The 20,621-nt window shown below is 68.7% G+C and carries 16 protein-coding genes and 1 pseudogene; 12 read left to right on the top strand and 5 right to left on the bottom strand.

Annotated elements, in window-relative coordinates:
* Nucleotides 1-41: 41 nt before the first annotated feature.
* Nucleotides 42-1,340: an NAD(P)/FAD-dependent oxidoreductase gene (locus FCN18_RS16920; RefSeq protein WP_137095571.1), complete on the bottom strand. Its 1,299-nt coding sequence runs from the start codon at nt 1,338-1,340 to the stop codon at nt 42-44.
* 790 nt (nt 1,341-2,130) lie between these two features.
* Between FCN18_RS16920 and FCN18_RS40160 the strand changes: the two are divergent.
* Nucleotides 2,131-2,369, top strand: a pseudogene (locus FCN18_RS40160) (IS481 family transposase); the annotation flags it as partial.
* 317 nt (nt 2,370-2,686) lie between these two features.
* Here the strand turns inward: FCN18_RS40160 and FCN18_RS16930 are convergent.
* Nucleotides 2,687-3,088: a hypothetical protein gene (locus FCN18_RS16930; RefSeq protein WP_137095572.1), complete on the bottom strand. Its 402-nt coding sequence runs from the start codon at nt 3,086-3,088 to the stop codon at nt 2,687-2,689.
* 108 nt (nt 3,089-3,196) lie between these two features.
* Nucleotides 3,197-4,642: an amidohydrolase family protein gene (locus tag FCN18_RS16935; RefSeq protein ID WP_137095573.1), complete on the bottom strand. Its 1,446-nt coding sequence runs from the start codon at nt 4,640-4,642 to the stop codon at nt 3,197-3,199.
* 1,476 nt (nt 4,643-6,118) lie between these two features.
* Here FCN18_RS16935 and FCN18_RS16940 point away from each other — a divergent pair.
* Nucleotides 6,119-6,391, top strand: coding sequence for a GlsB/YeaQ/YmgE family stress response membrane protein (locus tag FCN18_RS16940; protein WP_112273930.1), 273 nt, complete (start codon nt 6,119-6,121; stop codon nt 6,389-6,391).
* A 143-nt stretch (nt 6,392-6,534) separates the two neighbouring features.
* On the opposite strand, the gene FCN18_RS16945 is transcribed toward FCN18_RS16940, so the two are convergent.
* Nucleotides 6,535-7,965 carry an MFS transporter gene (locus FCN18_RS16945; protein WP_228714003.1) on the bottom strand — a complete coding sequence of 477 codons (1,431 nt, stop codon included), beginning with the start codon at nt 7,963-7,965 and terminating at the stop codon, nt 6,535-6,537.
* A gap of 148 nt (nt 7,966-8,113) precedes the next feature.
* Nucleotides 8,114-8,905 (bottom strand): IclR family transcriptional regulator, encoded by a 792-nt coding sequence (locus FCN18_RS16950; protein WP_112273926.1) that lies wholly within the window; start codon nt 8,903-8,905, stop codon nt 8,114-8,116.
* A 122-nt stretch (nt 8,906-9,027) separates the two neighbouring features.
* Between FCN18_RS16950 and FCN18_RS16955 the strand changes: the two genes are divergently transcribed.
* The 10 genes from FCN18_RS16955 to FCN18_RS17000 all read left to right on the top strand — a co-directional run bounded on the left by FCN18_RS16955 (nt 9,028) and on the right by FCN18_RS17000 (nt 20,617).
* Nucleotides 9,028-9,375, top strand: a complete 348-nt coding sequence (locus FCN18_RS16955) for a bifunctional 3-phenylpropionate/cinnamic acid dioxygenase ferredoxin subunit (RefSeq protein ID WP_112273924.1) — start codon at nt 9,028-9,030, stop codon at nt 9,373-9,375.
* On the top strand, nt 9,375-10,550 hold the full coding sequence (locus tag FCN18_RS16960; RefSeq protein WP_113642991.1) for an NAD(P)/FAD-dependent oxidoreductase: 1,176 nt from the start codon (nt 9,375-9,377) through the stop codon (nt 10,548-10,550). Before FCN18_RS16955 ends, FCN18_RS16960 begins: the two co-directional genes overlap by 1 nt.
* Before the next feature lie 22 nt (nt 10,551-10,572).
* Nucleotides 10,573-11,715, top strand: a complete 1,143-nt coding sequence (locus FCN18_RS16965) for an aromatic ring-hydroxylating oxygenase subunit alpha (protein ID WP_112273920.1) — start codon at nt 10,573-10,575, stop codon at nt 11,713-11,715.
* Nucleotides 11,716-11,736: 21 nt separating this feature from the next.
* On the top strand, nt 11,737-13,986 hold the full coding sequence (locus FCN18_RS16970) for an FdhF/YdeP family oxidoreductase (protein ID WP_113642990.1): 2,250 nt from the start codon (nt 11,737-11,739) through the stop codon (nt 13,984-13,986).
* 26 nt (nt 13,987-14,012) lie between these two features.
* A complete protein-coding gene (locus FCN18_RS40710; RefSeq protein ID WP_137095575.1) occupies nt 14,013-14,264 on the top strand; it encodes a hypothetical protein in 252 nt (83 codons plus the stop codon).
* Nucleotides 14,265-14,366: 102 nt separating this feature from the next.
* A complete protein-coding gene (locus tag FCN18_RS16980) occupies nt 14,367-15,668 on the top strand; it encodes a serine hydroxymethyltransferase (RefSeq protein WP_137095576.1) in 1,302 nt (433 codons plus the stop codon).
* On the top strand, nt 15,665-16,903 hold the full coding sequence (locus FCN18_RS16985) for a sarcosine oxidase subunit beta family protein (RefSeq protein ID WP_112273916.1): 1,239 nt from the start codon (nt 15,665-15,667) through the stop codon (nt 16,901-16,903). The genes FCN18_RS16980 and FCN18_RS16985 overlap by 4 nt, the downstream gene beginning before the upstream one ends.
* Before the next feature lie 15 nt (nt 16,904-16,918).
* Nucleotides 16,919-17,218: a sarcosine oxidase subunit delta gene (locus FCN18_RS16990; RefSeq protein WP_112273915.1), complete on the top strand. Its 300-nt coding sequence runs from the start codon at nt 16,919-16,921 to the stop codon at nt 17,216-17,218.
* Between the two features lie 35 nt (nt 17,219-17,253).
* Nucleotides 17,254-20,031: a 2Fe-2S iron-sulfur cluster-binding protein gene (locus tag FCN18_RS16995; RefSeq protein WP_137095615.1), complete on the top strand. Its 2,778-nt coding sequence runs from the start codon at nt 17,254-17,256 to the stop codon at nt 20,029-20,031.
* The gene (locus FCN18_RS17000) at nt 20,024-20,617 is read left to right on the top strand and encodes a sarcosine oxidase subunit gamma (RefSeq protein WP_112273914.1); all 594 of its coding nucleotides are present in this window, start codon (nt 20,024-20,026) and stop codon (nt 20,615-20,617) included. The genes FCN18_RS16995 and FCN18_RS17000 overlap by 8 nt, the downstream gene beginning before the upstream one ends.
* The last annotated feature ends 4 nt before the right edge of the window (nt 20,618-20,621 follow it).

Here is a 20,621-nt window from a genome sequence, read left to right on the forward strand (position 1 = left end):
GGTTCTCGGAATGCCCGAGGTCCAGTCATCGATAATCGTTCTCAGCCGAGGACCGTGCCTGAGTTCTCCGCGTTGTAGGGGCGTTTGCGGGAGAACGCGGACAGGTCGATCTCCAGTCCGGTGTGCTCGCCGACGAACCGCGCCGGTCGTTCATCATGGTCTACACCGTTCTCGGTCTGCTCGATGATCGTCGTGAGGAACTTGCCGACGACTGGCGCGTTCTTGAACTGGTTGCCGCTGGTGCCCATGGCAACGTAGAACCCTCCTAGTTCCGTACGGTCGTAAATGGGGGTCCAGTCGTCGGCGACGTCATAGACGCCCACGACCCCGCGGGCACGGTTGGGTATCTCCAACTCCGGCAGTCGTCGCGCGGCGCGTGTGACCTGTGCCTGGAACACTGGCATCGTCGGATGCATGGTGACCGCATCCGGGTCATCCACCCACTGCAGGGGATCACACTCCGGTTCCGTACCGCCGACCAGCAGGCCCCCGCCGACCTCGCCGCGCAGGTACGTCCCCAGGTCCATGTCCGCGATAGAAATCCCGACCCCATCACCGGTGCGGTAACCCGCAGGAGCCGCCACATGCGCGACTTCCTGACGCAATGGCCGGCAAGCCACCGTGAAATCCGCGCCCACGCCGGCGAGCTTGTTGATCCGCGACGACCACGGCCCCGCGGCGTTGACAACGACGCCACACGGGATCCTGCTGCCGTCGGCACACATCACCGCCGTTACCCGGCCGTTGGCCCGCTTGACCCTGTGCACGGTGGCGCGGAATCGGAACTCGGCACCATACGCTTTCGCGGCAACGGCCAGATTCTGCGCTGCCAGCGCGGGATCGCTCACGAAACCCGCGTCGGGCGTGTACACCGCGCCCAACGTGGCCTCGGCCGCGGTCCAAAACCGATCGTCGTCAATGCGCTTTGGTGGCCAGTAACGGCCGACATCGATACCAGGTATCCGTTCCCCCAGATCCGCACTCGACCACTCCTCGAACGGAACGCCGACCTCCTTGAACAGTGGCAGGTACATCGACCGCGGTGCGGCCGGGACATCCAGCATCGCCAACCCGCACCGCTCGAACCGGGCAAGGTCCCCGACATCGCTGCCAAGGTGCTCCGCCCATGACCGCCAAGCGAAGTGCGCCTCCCACGCCGCGGAGACGCTGGCCAAGGTGGAAAAGTTGAACCGCACCACCGCGCTCGACGCGCCCGTGGAGCCATGTCCCGCTCCTCCGGCCTTGTCGACGACCGTCACCCGCCAACCGCGCCGAGCAAGTTCCAGCGCGATCGAGGCACCCACGACCCCCGACCCGATCACGACGACATCCGTGGCCATAGACCCACTCCCTCGCGTTACAGAATGCGCGACGCGGACGACGCACGATGACACCCATTGTCGAGACGCATGGAGCCGCGCAGCATCAAGCGTTTGTCGGACCTCTCTTGGCCAAACGACGTCATCCGTCGAAGACGTGGACCGATCCTGCGGTAGCGCTGTATCTGATCTGCAGCGACTGCGGTCAGACAGCCGGACGGAGCGTGGCCCATGGGCCCTGCCGTGTCGGTGCCGGATGGGCGAGTGCTGCGAAGTCGCCCTCGGAGATCGCCGGCTGCGACGAACGGCGCGCCCGCGCGGAAAAGATCTTCGACACCTGCCAGCGCATCCTCGCCATGGCGACCGACCGCGAGATCCCACCGGCTCGGACGGCCGACCACCTCGCCGAACAGCGCATCGCCGAGATCAGCCGTCCGCGCGGCAGCTGGAGGCCGAACCAGGCCACCGCGCCGAGCCGCGTGACGTCGCGCCGTGAAGGGAGCCGACTCCGAGCCCAGCACGACGATGGGGGAGAAGTTCGTTCGTCAACGCCTCGCCATGCACGTCGCCGGATTCGACGGGGTCCCGCGCGTCATCAGCCTGCTGCACCAACGGCGAAGACTCAACGGGCTACCAAGCACGCTCAAAGTCCGCCGCAAGACATCCAAAGCGATCAGCCGATCTGGGACTAGCCGTACTGCCCTGAGGGGTTGCGAACGCGAGAGACTCGTGAAGGGACGATCGTGGCGTGACGGAGGCCTCCGGGTTCGGCGTGGACCACCACTCCGCAACCGACGCCCGGGAGGCCCTCTTGTCCCGCCGTAACGCCCTGCTGAACCCGACCGCCAGACTGCGTCCGGCCCGGTGTGCGGTAGGGAAGGCTGGCCACTGCGCTGAGCACCGAGCGCTTCCAGTCCCGGTCTCCACCGCGCAGCGCCGGCCCGCACCAAAGTCCGGGTATCGCGCCGGTGGGGCCCGGCGCGGACGGCGTTCTTCCTGGGGTTGAACCCATCCACGGTGCACCGGGTGCAGGTCCGCTCCGGGCTCGCCTGCTGTGCGGGCCGCGACGGTTATGGGCGGACGGTGGTAAGTCACGGATATGCCAATCCTGGGCCCCATCAGCATCGGTCTGCGCTGGGGCTCAGCTTCGTGCCATGTCGAGCTCGTACATGACAAACGCCGGCCATTCGTTGTCACCCGCGAGCGAGGACTCCTGCTGTTCGCAGCGTCGTGGCGTGCTCCCAGACGCTGGGTTGCGCGGGCGTGTTCCGGCCTGCGTCCGCGTGAAGGCGGGCGGCAAACTTGCGTGCGTGCCAAGGTGGGCAGCATGGGTCGGCAGAAGACGCTCGACCAGGGACGAGGACGTTTCAGACCTCGGGGATGCGGCTGTCCACAGTGGCGATCGTTCGTGCGATTTCGACCACCTCCTGCAGCCTGGCCATCATCGCGGCGTCCCCCGACACCTGTGCGTCGGGCGCGGGCACCTCGCGACCCTCCCGCTCGGCTCGGGCCGGCTGCATCATCGTGGTCCAGTCGACGCTCACCGTGGCATCCGGAGTGGTCGCCGGGGGTCCCAGCAGGAACCGTGCTCCCGTTGGGGAGATCTCGAAGGTCCAGTACTCCACGCCGCTCGGCGCCCCGTCGAGGCGGTACGTCAGCGAGTGCGTACCGCCGAAGGCCGCGGCTGCCTCCTTCACTGCTACCGAGTCGGCGAGAAGTCGGTTCATCTGCGCGACGTGGTCGGGGGACATGAATTCTGGGATCTGCATGCTCGCTAGTCCTCCTCAGGGGTGGGCGTCGATTATCGCCGCCGCCTCACGCTGAGGCGCCGCCCGTCGTTGAACCTCGCCCGTTCGCGGGCGTGGCGGGCGCACATGTCAGTGCGTTCCGTGCATGGAGGACGGGCAACCCGGCAAGCGCGGACCATGATGGAGAAATCGTTGGTAGTGAACCTCTTCCTCAAGCGGAGCTGGAAGCTCCGCAGTCAACAGCGGCTGCTCCGGGAGCGCGTCGAGATCTACCAGTGCACCGTCCTTTATGACGGCGTGGATGCTTTGGTAGCTCTTCGCGCCTTGTAGCGGGTCCTCGTCGAGGACCACCATGTCAGCGGTCTTGCCCGCTTCGAGTGTTCCGAGATCGTGGTCGACCTTATACGCCTGGGCGACGTTGCGAGTCGCCGCATGCAGCAACTCCATCGGTGACATGCCTTTTTCTTCCATGGCTCTCAGCCAGACGAAATGACCTGTTGCCAGTCGTCCCAGGGCTTCTTCTTCGGGCAAGCCGTTCCAGGTGTCTTTGATCATCGGCTCCTGTAGGATTTCCGGAGCGAAAATGCCACCGTCGTTGGCGAGAAGGATCTTCGCGCCCGAGTTGATGAGATTACGAGTATTCGTATCCGCGGCCTTCCACATCGTCCATTCCATGTCCGAAATCGATGCCTTCAGGGTTTCCAGGCCATTATTTGTCAATGGGAAGACGACGGCGCCGCAGTTTTCTCGTGCAAATAGTTCAAGGGTCTCGTCCGGGATCTCGGTAGGCCCCGTCATGTTGCAATGCTGTACGAGATCGCAGCCTGCCTCGATCGACAGTCTCAAACCCTCAACCGATGAAACGTGCGATTGTGCGGTCAACCCGGCGCGATGGGCTTCTTCGACGATGACGCGTTGTGTGCGCTCCGAAAATTGGATGAAGGCGCCGGCCGCGGTCGCACCATGTTCGTTCGCCGCGTACTTGACGAAATCTATACCGCGCTCAATGTACCGGCGCACCTCTTTGCCAACCCCTTCGGGGGTCATCCACATCAAATGCCGACCAGTATTTTCGACCCATGTCGCGTTCACTCGGTCGACGAAATGAGAGCTCCCAATCCCGGGTATTCTCCTATCGAAATCCCCGGAGAACGGACCGTCGAGTCCGACTATGTTGCCAGCGCAGCGAATACGGCTGCCAGCGATCTCACCTCGGTCGATCTTTTCGCGAACTGTCGTGAGCGCACGCCGCGGGCCCCAAGTGTCGAAAACTGTCGTCATTCCGCCTTTCAGAGCAACCTGGGCGGCCTCGACAATCAGATCCTCGTAACGCCCTTCATAGCGAACGAGCGTTTCGAGGAAGATGTTGATGAGGAGATGCACATTGGCGTTCATCAGCCCGGGAATGATGAACTTCCCGCTGAAATCGACGGTTTCGGCGTCTGCCGGTACCGGAAGCTCGTCAGGTTGGCCGACCGCCACGATACGGCCATTATTCGTCAGGATAGCCCGACCGTCGATTCCTTTGTCGGAAACACCGTCGATGATGGTAGCACCGGTAATCAGGAGTGACATTGTCTTCCCTCATGGGTCGGCTGCGTCCCCTGCCGGGCGCAGCACGTCGAGTTCAACGTTCGACGCGGCGGGGGTGATGGCCGCGCGTTCCAGATCTCGTGGAGCGGATCGCCTCTAGCGATGAAGGTTCATGGTATGACCGCAAGTCCAGATCGGCTACGTACAGACGTAGCCGGAACGTGGTGGGATGCTCGAAAATTGTCGATGTGGCCGTCAGCGACCGCTGCTCGGCTCGAAATCGAGAGTGTCCGGGAGGGTCGAATCGATTCGAGGAAATCGGGCTGCCCGAAATGGCGACGGGGTCGAGCTGACGCGAGATCAGCGAGATCCTCGGTCACCGACGGTTGTTGGCTGCCGGATCCTTGCGACATCGCTGACTCCTTCATGGTCGATTTCGGATGGGCGCCCCCTATGGGCGGCAGGGAACGGAGCCCCACGGCGCCCGCTCCGACCACCACGACCCGTTGCGGCGGGGAGAACCTCATGTCAACTCCTCTTCCTCATGATCCAGCCAGCACGATCGGGCTTGCCGCTCGAGTCTGCCGGCCTCCGCCACGTCAGACCTGTAGACCGCGCTGCACCGGCACGGCGCTCACGACGACATTTCGTCCGGGAGAACCCGAGTCCGATGCCGAGTCCGAGCAGCGCTGCGGCGATCACCAGCCTGGGTCGAGCGGAAGGCAACAATGCTGCTCCCACACCAGCGCCTGGGCGTGCTGGGCAGCAAGGTCGAGCTTGGCGTCGTGTGCTCCTGCCTCATCGATCTCCCGGAGGTGAGAGGTGGTTTCGGCCGAATCTATGCCTTGCGCGTGCCGACGGGCGAGCGACAGCTGTCGCGTTGTGAAGGACGTCCAGTTGACAGCTGTCGCTGGCATGTAGCCGAGCATCGTCGATGCAAGGTAGGTCCAGCCGTCCGCACCGGACGCCGGTCTTCGGCAGGGTCTTCTCGTCGGCGGCCTCCACCGGAACTCGTCCAGGGCCGCCCACACCACCTACCCACGACTGAGGCCGCGAACAGGCCCGCGACGACGCGGCGCCCTGCCCTGTCCAGAAGCCATGTCCAACTCCATCGTCGACGGCGGAACTCGAACAACCTACGGGGTAGCCTATTTCTCGATCAAGGCCGTCGCGGCCACCAAAGCATGTACCTCCCGAAGGCCTCGGTCGCGATCGCGTCTGACGGATCCTTCTCGGGCGCCTCGGATCCCGTCCTCGCACTCCTCTCGACACCATCCGGTCACCGCTCGACCTGAGACCGCCGGCCTCGTCGAGCGGAGCTCGCCGATGACGACGCGTTGGCCACCGCACGGCTCGTCGGCGGGTGGTGCTGTCCTCTGTGTCCAGACAGGAATAGGCGGCGTCGACGTATGGGTCCCGACCGCCAGTGCAAGGCACGATCGACTCGTCGGCCGACCAAGCGACCGCGCCGCCCTGCCGGGTTGATCGGGTCCTGGCGTGGCGGCATAGGGTGTCACCATGGGATTCCTTGGCTGGATCGTGCTCGGCCTGCTGGCGGGTGGCATCGCGAAACTGCTCATGCCGGGCCGTGATCCGGGCGGCTGCATCCTGACGATCCTGCTGGGCGTGGGCGGCGCGCTGCTCGGCGGCTGGATCGGCAAGACCCTGTTCGAGGTGGAGCTGGGCCGCTTCTTCGAGGCACGCACGTGGGGCCTCGCCATTCTCGGCTCCATGATCATCCTGGCGATCTACCGGCTGATCATCGGGTCACCGAGCCGCCGGGACCGCTGAGCACGACTCCGCTGCCGCGCCGGGCTCGGCCGGTCGCGGGAGACCGGTCCCGGCGTGCTGGGACCCGTTGCCCTGGCGGGGGCTGGTACCCGCGACGTGCCGCCGCGGGTACCAGCCGGAGCTTCGCCGACGTCGAGTGGCGGTCAGGACGTGCGCCGTGGAAAGGGGTTCTCCAGTGGCACACCGGTATCCGACAGCTTGGGTGGCGGTAGGTCGGCACTGGAGGCGAGTGGTGCGGCGCCTGCCAGGGGGGCGCCTGCCGGTTCCCGGAGGAAGAGCGTGCTGATCAGGCCGATCACGCCGGCGCCGATGAGGTAGTAGCCTGGCCAGTCGAGGTTGCCCGTGGCCGTCACGCCGACACCGATGACGGTGGGCGCAGTGCCGGCGACGGCCGAGACGAACACGTTGAAGATGATCGCCAGGCTCCCGTAGCGGATAAACGTGGGAAAGAGCGAGGGCAGCGTCGACGGGGTGACGGCCGCGAAGCACACCAGGGCGAAGCCCATGATCAGCAGACCCGCGATCTGGCCCGCCAGCCCGCTCTGGAGCAGCCACACCGACGGCAGGCCGAGCAGGACGAGCGCGACGCTGCCGGTGACGAGGATGGGTTTGCGGCCGATGCGGTCGCTGAGCCGACCGAGTAGCACCACCACGCTGAGCATCACCAGCATGACCGCGACCTGCAGAGTGGTCGACACGGCCTCACTGGTGCCGTGGTGGCCGTGGTCCGGCAGGGTGCCAGTGAGGTAGGTGGGCACATAGTTGGTCAGCACGTAGTTGGTGACGTTCCAGGCGACGACCAGTCCGGCCGCGATCAGCGAGGCCGACCGGTAGTGGGTCAGCAGGATCTGGAACACGCGGCGCAGCGACATCGTGGCCATCGCCGGGGAGCGGTCCATCAGCTGCCGGAACGCCGGAGTCTCCTCCAGCCGGATGCGCAGGTAGATCCCGACAACACCGACCGGAAGCGCGAGCATGAACGGGATCCGCCAGCCCCACGTCAGCAGGTCGTCCTCGGGCAGCACGGCGATCAGGATCGCGCAGACACCGGCGCCGAGGGTGTAACCAACGAGCGTGCCGAATTCGAGCCAGCTACCGAAGAACCCCCGCCTGCGGTCCGGGGCGTATTCGGCGACGAGGGTGAGGGCGCCGGTGTACTCGCCTCCGGCGGAGAAGCCCTGCAGCATTCTGATGAACAGGACGATGAGCGGCGCCGCGATTCCGATGGTGCCGTAACTGGGGACCAGGCCCAGCAGCACGGTGGCGACCGCCATCAGCAGGACGGTGGCGGCCAGCACTTTCGTGCGGCCGATTCGGTCGCCGAGTGGGCCCAGGATGAAGCCTCCGAATGGGCGGGCCAGGAATGCGGCCGCGAATGTGCCGAGCGTGAAAACCGTCGACCAATCACCGGCGTCCGGAAAGAAAACCCGGTCCAGCGCTACTGCGGCAAGGTAGGAATAAATACCGAAGTCGTACCATTCGGCCACATTTCCCAGCGTGGCCGCCGTGGTCGCTCGGCGGATCGTTCGCTCGTCTTCGATGACTGCCTGGCCGGGCGCTGGCTGATCGGCCACCCCGCTCACCCCGCCGACTCAGCTCGTGTGACCTGCGGAAACAACCTCGAGTGTCGTGGATACATGATCACCCTTGATTCATGAGACGACTGATATATCTGTCGAACGTAATAGATGTGTCATGTGAGCGTCAAGTTAACAGGGGTCTTTACGGGTTCGCCAGCAGTTCGAGCCTGGCGAGGATTTCTTCGGACGCCTGCTTGAGTATGCGGGCGAGGTCCTTGAAATCATCGGGCTGCAGGTGCTCGTCGTAGGCGGACACGCTGAGGGCGCCCGCGATGCGGCCACCAGGCCCTCGGACCGGCACGGCGACGGAGTTGAGCCCGGTCTCCAGCTCGCCGATCGTCGCGGCCCAACCACGATCGCGGACCCTGTTCAGATCCGCCAGCAGTGCGCCGCTGGCCGTGATGGTGTCGGCGGTGAACCGCTGCCGGGGCCGCTCGAGGGCGCCACTGAGCTCCTCGAAGCCGAGGCTCGCCAGTAGCACCTTCCCGGTCGCCGTCGCGTGCAGCGGCATCCGGAGGCCGATCCAGTTCCGCTCCGTGCTCGGTTCCTGGGCCACGGCGGTGGCGCCGCCGCCCTCGAGGACGCTCAGGCTGACCGTCCCCCGCAGCTCGGCGGCGAGCCGGGCGCAGACCGGCCGTCCCTCCTTGGCGATGTCGAGCTGGGCGGCGGTAGCTCCGGCGAGCCGGACGATGCCGAAGCCGAGGCGGTACTTGCCGCGGTTGCCGTCCTGCTCGACGAACCGGAACCTCTCCAGCGTCGCCAGCAGGCGGGCGGTGGTCGACTTGTGGACGCCGAGTGCGTTCGCCACCTCGGTGACGCCCGACGGTCCCCGCTGGGCCAGCAGGGTGAGGATCGACAGTGCCCGGTCGACGGTCTGGCTCGGGGGCTTCGGCTCTGGGATGGCGGTGGTGGGGGCGACGCCGTTGTTGTACATGTTGCAACTCCGAGGCGGCGAGGGCGGCTTCTGTGTTCGGGCGATTGACGGGCCACGGAAACCTAGCTGATGCTCTGTTGCGTATTGCACGGCGTGTTCCGCGATAAGCAACAGGAGCAACGATGATCTTAGTTGGCGCGGTGTCCGAGATTCCCGCTGGAGAGTCTGTACGTGTGCAGGGCCAGGTCGCAATCGCGGTCTTCAACGTGGACGGCGAGTTCTACGCGATCGACGACACCTGCACCCACCAGGACGCATCGCTGTCCGACGGCTGGCTCGAAGGCTGTGCGGTCGAGTGCCCGTTGCACGCCGCGTGCTTCGACCTCCGCACCGGACGCCCGAGCGGACCGCCTGCCCGCAAGCCCGTGCGCACGCACGAGGTGGTCGTCGTGGACGGCCAGGTCTACGTGCACGAGACCATCGGTACCGAGGTCGAGGTGGTCGGCGCGGTCGCGGAAGAGGTCGCCTGATGCGGGCGGTCACCGTCGTCGGCGCGTCGCTCGCCGGGCTCACCGCGGTCCGCGCCTTGCGTGACCAGGGCTACGACGGGCGGATCACCGTCGTGGGTGAAGAGGCGCACGCCCCGTACGACCGGCCCCCGCTGTCGAAGGAGTACCTGGCGGGCACGGTGTCCGAGGCGGATCTCAAGCTGGAGACGCCCGAGGACGCCTCTCTGGGCGCCGACTGGCGGCTCGGCCGGACCGCCACGGCGCTCGACACCGCGGAGCGGACCGTGGTGCTCGACGACGGCGAGCGGATCGTCTCCGACGGCGTCGTGCTCGCCACCGGCGCCCGGGCTCGGTGCCTGCCGGGGCAGGCCCTCGACGGGGTGCACACGCTGCGCACTCTCGACGACGCGATCGCCCTGCGCAAGGTGCTCGTTCCCGGTTCGCGCCTCGTGGTGATCGGCGCGGGGTTCATCGGCTCCGAGATCGCGTCGACGGCCGCGGGTATGGGCATCGAGACCGACGTGGTCGAAGCCGAGCCGGTGCCGCTGCGGAAACCGCTGGGCCTGGAGATGGGCCGGCTGTGCGCGCGGCTGCACGCCACGAGGAAGGTCCGGTTGCACACAGGGGCCGGACTGGCCGGGCTGGTCGGGAGCGATCGCGTGACCGCGGTCAGGCTGACCGACGGCCGCGAGCTGCCGGCGGACGTGGTGGTGCTGGGCATCGGTGCCTCGCCGTGCGTGGACTGGCTGATCGGCTCCGGCGTGGAGCTCGCCAACGGGGTGCGCACCGACGCGCGCGGTGTCACGAACATCCCGGAGGTGGTCGCGGTCGGTGACTGCGCCAACTCCGACCGGGCACACGCCGCCGAGCCGATGCGGCTGGAGCACTGGACCAACGCCGTGCAGCAGCCGATCGTCGCGGCGTCCGCCCTGCTGGGCCGGGACTACACCCCGCCCGCGCACCACGGTCTGCCCTACTTCTGGTCGGACCAGTACGGCCACCGGATCCAGTTCGCCGGGCACCGCGCCGAGGACTCCACGGTGGAGGTGCTCGAGGGCGACGTGACGGCGTTCGACTTCCTCGCGGTCTACCGCGACCCGGCCGGCACCCCGGTGGCAGTGCTCGCGATCGACCGCGCCCGCTCGTTCGGCCGCTGGCGCCGCCAGCTCGCCGGACGTCCGTCCACTTCGAACTGACTGACCCGCAGAAAGGATCACCGTGAGTTCCGTCGAAGTCCAGCACCAGCAGCCGGAGCCCGCCACCAGCCTCATCCCGACCCTGCCCGGCGCGCACTACACCGACCCGGCGATCTTCGAGCGCGAGCAGAGCCGGATCTTTCAGCGCCACTGGTTCGCCGCCGCCCGCAGCAGCGACCTGTCCGAGCCGGGCAACTTCCGCACGGTCGACGTCGGAGGGGAGAGCGTGGTGATCGTCCGCGGCCGCGACCGCTCGCTGCGGGCCTTCCTCAATGTGTGCCGTCACCGCGGCGCCCGACTGTGCATGGAGGACTCCGGCACCGTGCGCCGGTCCCTGCAGTGCCCCTACCACGCGTGGACCTACGGCCTCGACGGCTCGCTCGTCGCCGCGCCGAACCTGAACTCGATGCACGACGTCAACCGTGACGAGTACGGCCTCGTCAAGGTCGCGCTGCGCGAGTGGCTCGGCACGGTGTGGGTGTGCCTCGCCGACGAGCCGCCGTCCTTCGCCGACACGGTGCAGGCCGCGGTCTCCGGCAGGCTCGGCGACCACGAGACCATCGAGGAGTGGGGCATCGACGAGCTGGTGGTGGGCCGCCGGATCACCTACGACGTGAAGGCCAACTGGAAGCTGATCGTCGAGAACTTCATGGAGTGCTATCACTGCGCGACGATCCACCCCGAGCTGACCGAGGTGCTGCCCGAGTTCGCCGACGGCTACGCCGCCCAGTACTTCGTCGGGCACGGCGCCGAGTTCGGTGAGGAGATCAGCGGCTTCACCGTCGACGGCCAGGGCGGCTTCGGCAAGCTCGCCGGGGTCGGGGAGAGCCACGACCGCCGCTACTACGCGATCACCGTCAACCCGCAGGTCTTCATCAACCTGGTGCCCGACCACGTCATCTTCCACCGGATGTACCCGATGGCCGTGGACCGGACGGTCGTCGAATGCGACTGGCTCTACACGCAGGACGTCATCGACAGCGGTGCCGACCTGAGCAAGTCGGTGGAGCTGTTCCACCGGGTCAACCAGCAGGACTTCGACGCCTGCGAGCGGTGCCAGCCCGCGATGTCGTCGAAGGCCTACGCCGCGGGCGGAGTGCTGGTGCCCAGCGAGCACCACATCGGCGAGTTCCGCGACTGGGTCGCGGACGCGATCTCGGACTGAATCCGGCGAACGAGGACGACGTTGTCTGACGAAGAGGCCGGCCTGAGGGTCGGCAAGGCCGCCACCCGCGCCGCCGGACTGAAGGCGGTGCGGGTGTCGGTGGCGAGGGCGCTGCGGCAGATGGGCGCGGTGAAGTCGGCGAAGAACCTGCTGACGCTCAACCAGGAGAACGGGTTCGACTGCATGTCGTGCGCGTGGCCCGATCCGCTGGATCACCGGCACACCGCCGAGTTCTGCGAGAACGGCGCCAAGGCGGTGTCCTGGGAGGGGCAGCGGGAGGTCGTCGGCCCCGAGTTCTTCGCCCGGCACCCGATCGCCGACCTCGAACAGCGGAGCGGCTACTGGCTGGAGCGCCAGGGGCGGCTGGTGCACCCCATGGTGCGCCGCGACGGCGGCGACCGGTACGAGCCCATCACCTGGGACGCGGCCTTCGCGCTGGTCGCCGAGCACCTGTCCGGCTTGGCCGATCCGGACGAGGCGCTGTTCTACACCTCGGGCCGCGCGTCCAACGAGGCCGCGTTCCTCTACCAGCTGTTCGCCCGCGTGTTCGGCACCAACAACCTGCCCGACTGCAGCAACATGTGCCACGAGTCCACGTCCGTTGGCCTCGCGAGGACGATCGGCGTGGGCAAGGGCACGGTGTCGCTGGAGGACCTGCACGAAGCCGAGCTGATCGTCATCTCCGGGCAGAACCCCGGCACGAACCATCCGCGGATGCTGTCCGCGCTGGAGAAGGCCAAACGCCGGGGCGCGCGGATACTGGCGATCAACCCCCTGCGCGAGGCGGGCCTGCTCAGGTTCAACAACCCGCAGACCGCCCGTGGCCTCACCGTCGGCACCGAACTGGCCGACCGGTACCTCCGGATCCGGTCCAACGGTGATCTCGCGCTGTGGCAGGCGTTCGGGCACCTGCTGTTGCGTGCGGGCGCCGTGGACTGGGACTTCGTCGAGCGGCACACCACGGGGTTCGCCGCGTGGCGCGAGCACATCGGGCGACTCGACTGGGCGCGGGTTCTCGAGGCGACGGGCCTGTCCCGCGCGGAGATCGAGTCCGCGGCCGAGCTGCTGATGGGCTCGAGGCGGACCGTGCACTGCTGGGCGATGGGCATCACCCAGCACCGCAACTCGGTCGCCACCATCCAGGAGTTCGTCAACGTGGCCCTGCTGCAGGGCATGATCGGTAAGCCCGGCGCGGGGCTCTGCCCGGTGCGCGGGCACTCCAACGTCCAGGGCGACCGCACCATGGGCATCTGGGAGAAGGTGCCGGACTCCTTCCTCGACGCGCTGGGGGCCGAGTTCGGCTTCGCGCCGCCGCGTGCGCACGGGCGGGACGCGGCGGGCGCCGTCCGCGCGCTCCGCGACGGGCGGGCGAAGGTGTTCGTCGGGCTGGGTGGCAATTTCGCCTCGGCGATGTCGGACACCGAGGTCACCGAGGCGGCGCTGCGCTCGGCCGCCCTCACCGTCCAGATCTCCACCAAACTCAACCGCAGCCACGTCGCGGCCGGACGGGACGCGCTCATCCTGCCCGCGCTGGGGCGCACCGAGCGCGACCACACCGGTGGCCGGGTACAGCGGATCACGGTGGAGGACTCGATGTCGGTCGTGCACGCCTCCCGGGGGCGCGCGAAGCCGGCGGGCGCGCTGCTGCGGTCCGAGGTGGACATCATCTGCGGGATCGCGCACGCCACGCTCGGCGCCCGGCACGGTATCGACTGGCCGTCGTTCGCCGGCGACTACGCGCTGATCCGCGAGCGCATCGGCCGGGTCGTGCCCGGCTGTGAGGACTACGAGGAGAAGCTCCGCCACGGCACCGCGTTCACTCTGCCGCATCCGCCACGCGACAGCCGCACGTTCCCGACGCCCGAGGGAAGGGCGGTGTTCACGGTCAACCCGCTGGACGTGCTGTCGGTGCCCGAGGGGCGGCTCGTGCTGCAGACGTTGCGCAGTCACGACCAGTTCAACACCACTGTCTACGGGCTCGACGACCGCTATCGCGGCATCTCCTCGGGCCGTCGCGTGGTGTTCGTCAGCCAGGCCGATCTCGACGAGCTCGGCCTGGCGGCGGGGGAGCGGGTCGACCTCGTCTCGGAGTGGGACGACGGCCGAGAGCGGCGGGTCCGCGGCTTCCGGACCGTCTCCTACGACACGCCGAAGGGCTGCGCGGCCGCGTACTACCCGGAGACCAACCCGCTGGTCCCGCTCGACTCGCAAGCCCTCGAATCCGGCGCACCGACCTCGAAAGCCGTCGTCGTGCGCCTCGAACCCGCCTGACGCGCGACAGAAAGAGGAGAGACCACATGGCGCGGAACCCCCGAGTCGGCTCGCCCGAGAGGGGCTGGCCCTTCTCCGTCGCGCCCGTCGTCGTCCCCGCCCTCCTGCCCGGTGAGGCCGTGGTGCGGGTGCAGGCGTGCGGGGTGCTCGGGCCTCGACACGATCGCGCGTTGCCGAGCCTGCCGGACGACGCCGTCGTCCGCACCGGGCACGGCGATCAGACCTCGATCGGAGAGGAGGTGCCGGAACTGTCCGAGTGGATTAGCCGGGGATACTGAGCCGCTTCCCGCACGGTATTGACCGGCGCCACAGTGGGCCTTAACGTGGCCCGTAATTGATATATCAGTCCGCCGAAAAAGATATGACGGGAGTTGGGCCGCATGTCCGTAACCGTTGATCGCGAGGAGACGCGGAGTCCCGAGCGGGTGCTCGGCCTGCCCCTGGCGGAGGCCGACCCTGAGGTCCACCGGCTGGTCAACCTGGAGGTGGCCCGCCAGCGCGGCACCCTGGAGATGATCGCGAGCGAGAACTTCGCTCCGCTGAGCGTCCTGGAGGCCCAGGGCTCGGTGCTGACCAACAAGTACGCCGAGGGCTACCCAGGGCGTCGCTACTACGGCGGCTGCGAGCACGTGGACGAGGTGGAGCAGCTGGCGATCGATCGCGTGCGGGCACTGTTCGGAGCCGAGTTCGCGAACGTCCAGCCGCATTCGGGCGCGCAGGCCAACGCGGCGGTGCTGGCGGCCCTGCTCTCGCCGGGGGACACCTTCCTCGGCCTGGACCTCGCGCACGGCGGGCACCTGACCCACGGAATGCGCCTGACCTTCTCCGGCAGGTACTTCGACGCCGTGCCCTACCACGTGCGCGAGGACGATCACCTGGTCGATCTGGCCGAGGTCGAGCGGCTGGCGCACGAGCACCGGCCGAAGCTGATCATCGCGGGCTGGTCGGCCTACCCCCGGCATCTCGACTTCGCGGAGTTCCGGCGGATCGCCGACGAGGTCGGCGCCTACCTGATGGTGGACATGGCGCACTTCGCCGGTCTGGTCGCCGCCGGACTGCACCCGTCCCCGGTGCCGTACGCGGACGTGGTCACCTCCACCACGCACAAGACGCTCGGCGGCCCCCGCGGCGGCGTGATCCTGGCGCGGCGGGAACTGGCCAAGAAGCTCAACTCCAGCGTGTTCCCCGGACTGCAGGGCGGGCCGCTGGAGCACGTGATCGCGGCCAAGGCGGTGGCGTTCAAGCTCGCCGGGGAACCGGCCTTCCGCCTCCGCCAGGAGCGCACGCTGGCCGGGGCGCGGATCCTCGCCGAGCGGCTGCTTCGAGAGCCCGGCGTCGGCGTGGTGTCCGGCGGCACCGACGTCCACCTGGTGCTGGTCGACCTCCGGCATTCCGAACTGGACGGCAAGACCGCCGAGGACCGGCTGCACCGCGTGGGGATCACGGTGAACCGCAACGCCGTGCCGTTCGACCCTCGCCCGCCGATGGTCGCTTCCGGCGTGCGCATCGGTACGCCGGCACTGGCCGCCCGCGGGTTCGGCGACGCCGAGTTCGCCGAGGTCGCCGACATCATCGCGCTGGCGCTGCGCCCCGAGACTGGTGACGCCGAGCTGGCCGAGCTGGCCGACAGGGTCGGCGCGCTCGCCGACCGCCACCCCCTCTACCCGGAGTTGCAGGCATGAACACGGCGACGAACCCACCGGGCGCGGACCTGCCCGAGCACCCCGACTTCCTCTGGCGCAACCCCGAGCCGAGGAAGAACTACGACGTGGTGATCGTCGGTGGCGGCGGACACGGCCTCGCGACCGCGCACTACCTCGTGAAGAACCACGGCATCACCAACGTGGCGGTGCTGGAGAAGGGTTGGCTCGCGGGCGGCAACATGGCCCGCAACACCACCCTGATCCGGTCGAACTATCTGTGGGACGAGTCGGCGGCGATCTACGAGCACTCCCTGAAGCTGTGGGAGGGCCTGGAGGACGACCTCGGCTACCCGATCCTCTTCTCCCAGCGCGGGGTGCTGAACCTGGCGCACACCGAACAGGACATCCGCGACTCCGTCCGCCGGGTCGAGGCCAACAAGCTCAACGGCATCGACGCGGAGTGGCTCGGGCCGGAGGAGGTCAAGCGCATCTGCCCGATCGTCAACATCTCCGCCGACATCCGCTACCCGGTGCAGGGCGCGACCTACCAGCCGCGCGCGGGCATCGCCAAGCACGACTACGTCGCCTGGGGCTTCGCGCGACGGGTCGACGAGGCCGGTGTCGACCTGATCCAGGACTGCGAGGTCACCGGGTTCACCGTGGACGGTGACCGGGTCACCGGGGTGCGCACGACCCGCGGCGACCTCGGCTGCGGCACCGTCGCGCTCTGCGCCGCCGGGCACACGTCGGTGCTGCTGGACCGGCTGGGCGTGCGCACGCCGCTGCAGTCGCACCCCCTGCAGGCGCTGGTCTCCGAGCTCCTGGAGCCGGTGCACCCGACGATCGTCATGTCCAACGCCGTGCACGTGTACGTCTCCCAGGCGCACAAGGGCGAGCTGGTGATGGGCGCGGGCGTGGACTCCTACAACGGGTACGGGCAACGCGGCGCCTTCCACATCATCGAGCGGCAGATGGCCGCCGCGGTGGAGCTGTTCCCGGTGTTCGCCCGCGCGCACCTGCTCCGGTCGTGGGCGGGCATCGTCGACGTCACCCCGGACGCGAGCCCGATCGTCGGGCACACCCCGTACGAGAACGTGTTCGTCAACGCCGGGTGGGGGACCGGCGGGTTCAAGGCGACGCCGGGCATCGGCTGGTGCTACGCGCACACCATCGCGCACGGCGAGCCACACCCCTACGTCAAGCCGTTCAGCCTGGACCGGTTCACCACCGGCGCACTGGTCGACGAACACGGCGCCGCGGCCGTGGCCCACTGAAACACGAGGACTGCCATGCAACTCATCCACTGTCCCTGGTGCGGCCCCCGCGAGGAGGTCGAGTTCCACTACGGCGGGCAGGCCGAGATCACCTATCCCGAGCGGCCGGCCGAACTGTCCGATCAGGACTGGGCAGAGTACGTCTTCTACCGCGACAACCCGAAGGGCCCGTTCGCCGAGCGGTGGAGCCACAGCGCGGGCTGCCGCCGCTGGTTCAACGCCCTGCGCGACACGCACACCTACCGGTTCCTGGGCACCGCCAAGCCCGGCGAGCCATTGCCGAACACGCAACGGAACACGGAGGTGCGGGTATGAGCCGCCACCGGCGCACCGACTCCCGCGGAGGCGGCATGAGCAGGGTCCACGGTTACGGCCGGATCGACCGCGGCCGCATGCTCACCTTCACCTTCGACGGCCGCACCTACACCGGGCACCCCGGTGACACGCTCGCCTCGGCACTGCTCGCGAACGGCGTGCACCTGGTCGGCTCCAGCGTCAACCTGGGCCGCCCGCACGGCATCAGTGCGGCGTGGACCGAGGACGCGACAGCGCTGGTGCAGATCGAGAAGCCGTTTCCCGAGCCGATGCTGCAGGCCACCACCGTCGAGCTCGTCGACGGCCTGGTCGCCCACGGCGTCAACGGGCAGGGGCGGCTCGCCGACACCGCCGATCCGGCCCGGTACGACCGCAAGCACACGCACACCGACACGCTGGTGATCGGCGCCGGTCCGGCCGGGCTGCTGGCCGCGCTCGCCGCCGCGAGGGCGGGGGAGGACGTCGTGCTGGTCGACGACCGGCCCGTCGCGGGCGGGAGCCTCACCGGCACCGAGGTCATCGACGGCCGTCCCGCGCTCGGCTTCGTGGCCGACGTCGTCGCCGAGCTGGCGCGGCTCGGGGTCCGGCACCTCCAGCGCACCACCGCGTTCGGCCAGTACGACGACGGCTTCGTGCTCGCGCTGGAGCGGCGGACCGACCACCTCGGCGCCGACGCGCCCGCGCACCGCAGCCGTCAGCGGGTGCACCGCATCCGCGCGCTGAAGGTCGTGGTCGCCACGGGCGCGCAGGAACGGCCGATCGTCTTCGAGGACAACGACCGGCCCGGCGTCATGCTCGCCTCGGCGGCGCGGGACTACCTGCACCGCTACGGCGTGCTCGCTGGCAGGGAGGTCGTGGTCTTCACCTCCGACGACGCCGCCTACGCCGCCGCGCTCGACCTGGCGGGAGCCGGTGCGCGGGTGACCGTTCTCGACGTCAGGGACACGCTGCCGCGCGAGTGGGCAGCCCGTGCGGCCGAGGCCGGCGTCCCCGTGCATCCGTCGACGACGGTCACGGGGACCGAGGGCGAGGAGCGGGTGCGCGCCGTGCTCGCCCATGGCGTCGACGGCAGCGTGCGGCTGCCCGCGGACCTGCTGCTGGTCTCCGGCGGCTGGAACCCGGTGGTGCACTTGTTCAGCCATGTCAGGGGAGCGCTGGCCTACGACCCGGAGCTCGGCTCGTTCCGGCCCTCGGGCTCGCTGCCCGGGGTCATCGTGATCGGCGCCGCCAACGGAACCCTGGACCTGGCCGGTGTGCTGCGGGAGGGCGGCGGCCCGGACGCGCCGGAGGCCGGTCCGGAACCGGCCCGTACGCCGACCAAGGTCGTGTGGCGCACCGACGGCGATCCGGGCAGGCAGTTCGTCGACATCCAGCGCGACGCCACCGTGGCCGACATCGGGCGCGCGGTGGGCGCCGGGCTTCGCTCGGTGGAGCACGTCAAGCGCTACACCACCATCGGCACCGCGCACGACCAGGGCAAGACCTCCGGGGTGCTCGCCTCGGGCATCACCGCGGAACTGCTGGGTGCGCGGATCGAGGATCTCGGCACCACCACGTTCCGCCCGCCGTACACGCCGGTGGCCTTCGCCGCGCTCGCCGGCCGCGCCCGGGGCAGCCTGTTCGATCCCGAGCGGACCACGCCGCTGCACGACTGGCACGTCGAGGCGGGCGCGGTGTTCGAGGACGTCGGGCAGTGGAAGCGCGCGCGGTACTACCCGGAGCCGGGGGAGGACATGGACGCCGCGGTGCTGCGCGAGTGCGCGGCGGCCCGCTCGGGTGTGGGCATCCTCGACGGGTCCACTCTGGGCAAGATCGACGTTCAGGGCCCGGACGCCGCGGTGTTCCTCGACCGGCTCTACACCAACATGATGAGCACGCTGAAGGTCGGCAGGGTCCGCTACGGGGTCATGTGCGGCAACGACGGCATGGTGCTCGACGACGGCACCGTGCTGCGGATCGACGAGAACCGGTACCTGGTCACCACCACCACCGGCGGCGCGGCCACGGTGCTGGACTGGATGGAGGAGTGGCTCCAGACGGAATGGCCGGAGCTGCGCGTGCACCTGACCTCGGTCACCGAGCAGTGGTCGGTGTTCCCGGTCGTCGGCCCGCGTTCCCGCGACGTGGTCGGCGAGGTCTTCCCCGAGTTGGACGTCAGCGCCGACGCGTTCCCGTTCATGTCGTGGCGCGACACCACGCTCGACGGCGTGCCCGTGCGTGTCGCCCGGATCTCGTTCTCCGGTGAGCTCGCCTACGAGGTGAACGTCAACTCGTGGTACGCCCCGGCGCTGTGGGAAAGGCTCCTCGCGGCGGGGGAGCGGTACGGGATCACCCCGTACGGCACCGAAACCATGCACGTCCTGCGCGCCGAGAAGGGCTATCCGATCATCGGGCAGGACACCGACGGCACGGTGACCCCGCAGGACCTCGGCATGAGCTGGGCGGTGTCGAAGAAGAAGGAGGACTTCGTCGGCAAGCGCTCGTTCTCCCGGCCGGAGAACCACAACCCGTTGCGCAAGCAGTTCGTCTCGCTGTTGCCCATCGACGGCCGCACGAAGCTGCCCGAGGGCTCGCAGATCGTCGAGCTGTGCGAGAACGGCAGTCTGCCGGAGCCGCCGGTGCCGATGCTCGGGCACGTCACGTCCAGCTACCTCAGCGCGGAACTGGGGCGCCCGTTCGCGCTGGCGCTGGTGAAGAACGGTCGCGCCCGGATCGGGGATCTGGTGCACGTGCCGGTGAACGGCGCGCTCGTACAGGCCCAGATCGGCGACACCGTGCTGATCGACCCGGAGGGAGCACGCCGCGATGGCTGACATCCTGTACCGCACCCACCCGCTGGAGAACCGGCGCGCGGCGCTGGCCGAGCTGTCCGGCCGGGTGGAGGGGCTGACCGTGTATCCGGAGGACCCGGTCGCCGCCGTGGACCTGCGCGTCGACCCTGCAGGGCCAGGCGCCGACGCGGTCGGCCGTGCGCTCGGCACGGCTCTTCCCGTCGAGCCCAACACCTGGACCCACACCGTCGACGGCCAGCTCGTCTGGCTCGGGCCCGACGAGTGGCTGGTGACCAGCGCGGGCGCCGATCCGCAGGAGTTCGAGCGGGAGCTGGGCTGGGTCGTCTCGGCCTATGACGGCTCGGCCGTCGACGTCTCCGCGCAGCGCACGAGCCTGCGCCTGCACGGGGGTCTCGCCCGCGAACTGCTGTCGCTGGGCTGCGCCTTGGACCTGCGCCCGTCGGCGTTTCCCGCGGGCGCGTGCGCGCAGACGTACGTCGGCCAGACCGTGGTGCTGCTGCTCGCGCTCGGCCCCGACGACTTCCGCCTGTTCGTCCGACAGTCCTTCGCGGGCTACCTCGCCGACTGGGTGCTCGACGCAGCCGAGGAATTCCGCGCTTTCCCTTAGGAGG

The organism is Prauserella endophytica, assembly GCF_005146945.1.
Taxonomy (GTDB): Bacteria; Actinomycetota; Actinomycetes; order Mycobacteriales; family Pseudonocardiaceae; genus Prauserella_A; species Prauserella_A endophytica.

Coding starts and splice junctions, on each gene's coding strand:
- FCN18_RS16990 (WP_112273915.1), top strand. CDS start 16,919: ATGCAACTCATCCACTGTCCCTGGTGCGGCCCCCGCGAGGAGGTCGAG.
- FCN18_RS16985 (WP_112273916.1), top strand. CDS start 15,665: ATGAACACGGCGACGAACCCACCGGGCGCGGACCTGCCCGAGCACCCC.
- FCN18_RS16980 (WP_137095576.1), top strand. CDS start 14,367: ATGTCCGTAACCGTTGATCGCGAGGAGACGCGGAGTCCCGAGCGGGTG.
- FCN18_RS16960 (WP_113642991.1), top strand. CDS start 9,375: ATGCGGGCGGTCACCGTCGTCGGCGCGTCGCTCGCCGGGCTCACCGCG.
- FCN18_RS16935 (WP_137095573.1), bottom strand. CDS start 4,642: ATGTCACTCCTGATTACCGGTGCTACCATCATCGACGGTGTTTCCGAC.
- FCN18_RS16920 (WP_137095571.1), bottom strand. CDS start 1,340: ATGGCCACGGATGTCGTCGTGATCGGGTCGGGGGTCGTGGGTGCCTCG.
- FCN18_RS16950 (WP_112273926.1), bottom strand. CDS start 8,905: ATGTACAACAACGGCGTCGCCCCCACCACCGCCATCCCAGAGCCGAAG.
- FCN18_RS16995 (WP_137095615.1), top strand. CDS start 17,254: ATGAGCAGGGTCCACGGTTACGGCCGGATCGACCGCGGCCGCATGCTC.
- FCN18_RS16930 (WP_137095572.1), bottom strand. CDS start 3,088: ATGCAGATCCCAGAATTCATGTCCCCCGACCACGTCGCGCAGATGAAC.
- FCN18_RS40710 (WP_137095575.1), top strand. CDS start 14,013: ATGGCGCGGAACCCCCGAGTCGGCTCGCCCGAGAGGGGCTGGCCCTTC.
- FCN18_RS16940 (WP_112273930.1), top strand. CDS start 6,119: ATGGGATTCCTTGGCTGGATCGTGCTCGGCCTGCTGGCGGGTGGCATC.
- FCN18_RS17000 (WP_112273914.1), top strand. CDS start 20,024: ATGGCTGACATCCTGTACCGCACCCACCCGCTGGAGAACCGGCGCGCG.
- FCN18_RS16955 (WP_112273924.1), top strand. CDS start 9,028: ATGATCTTAGTTGGCGCGGTGTCCGAGATTCCCGCTGGAGAGTCTGTA.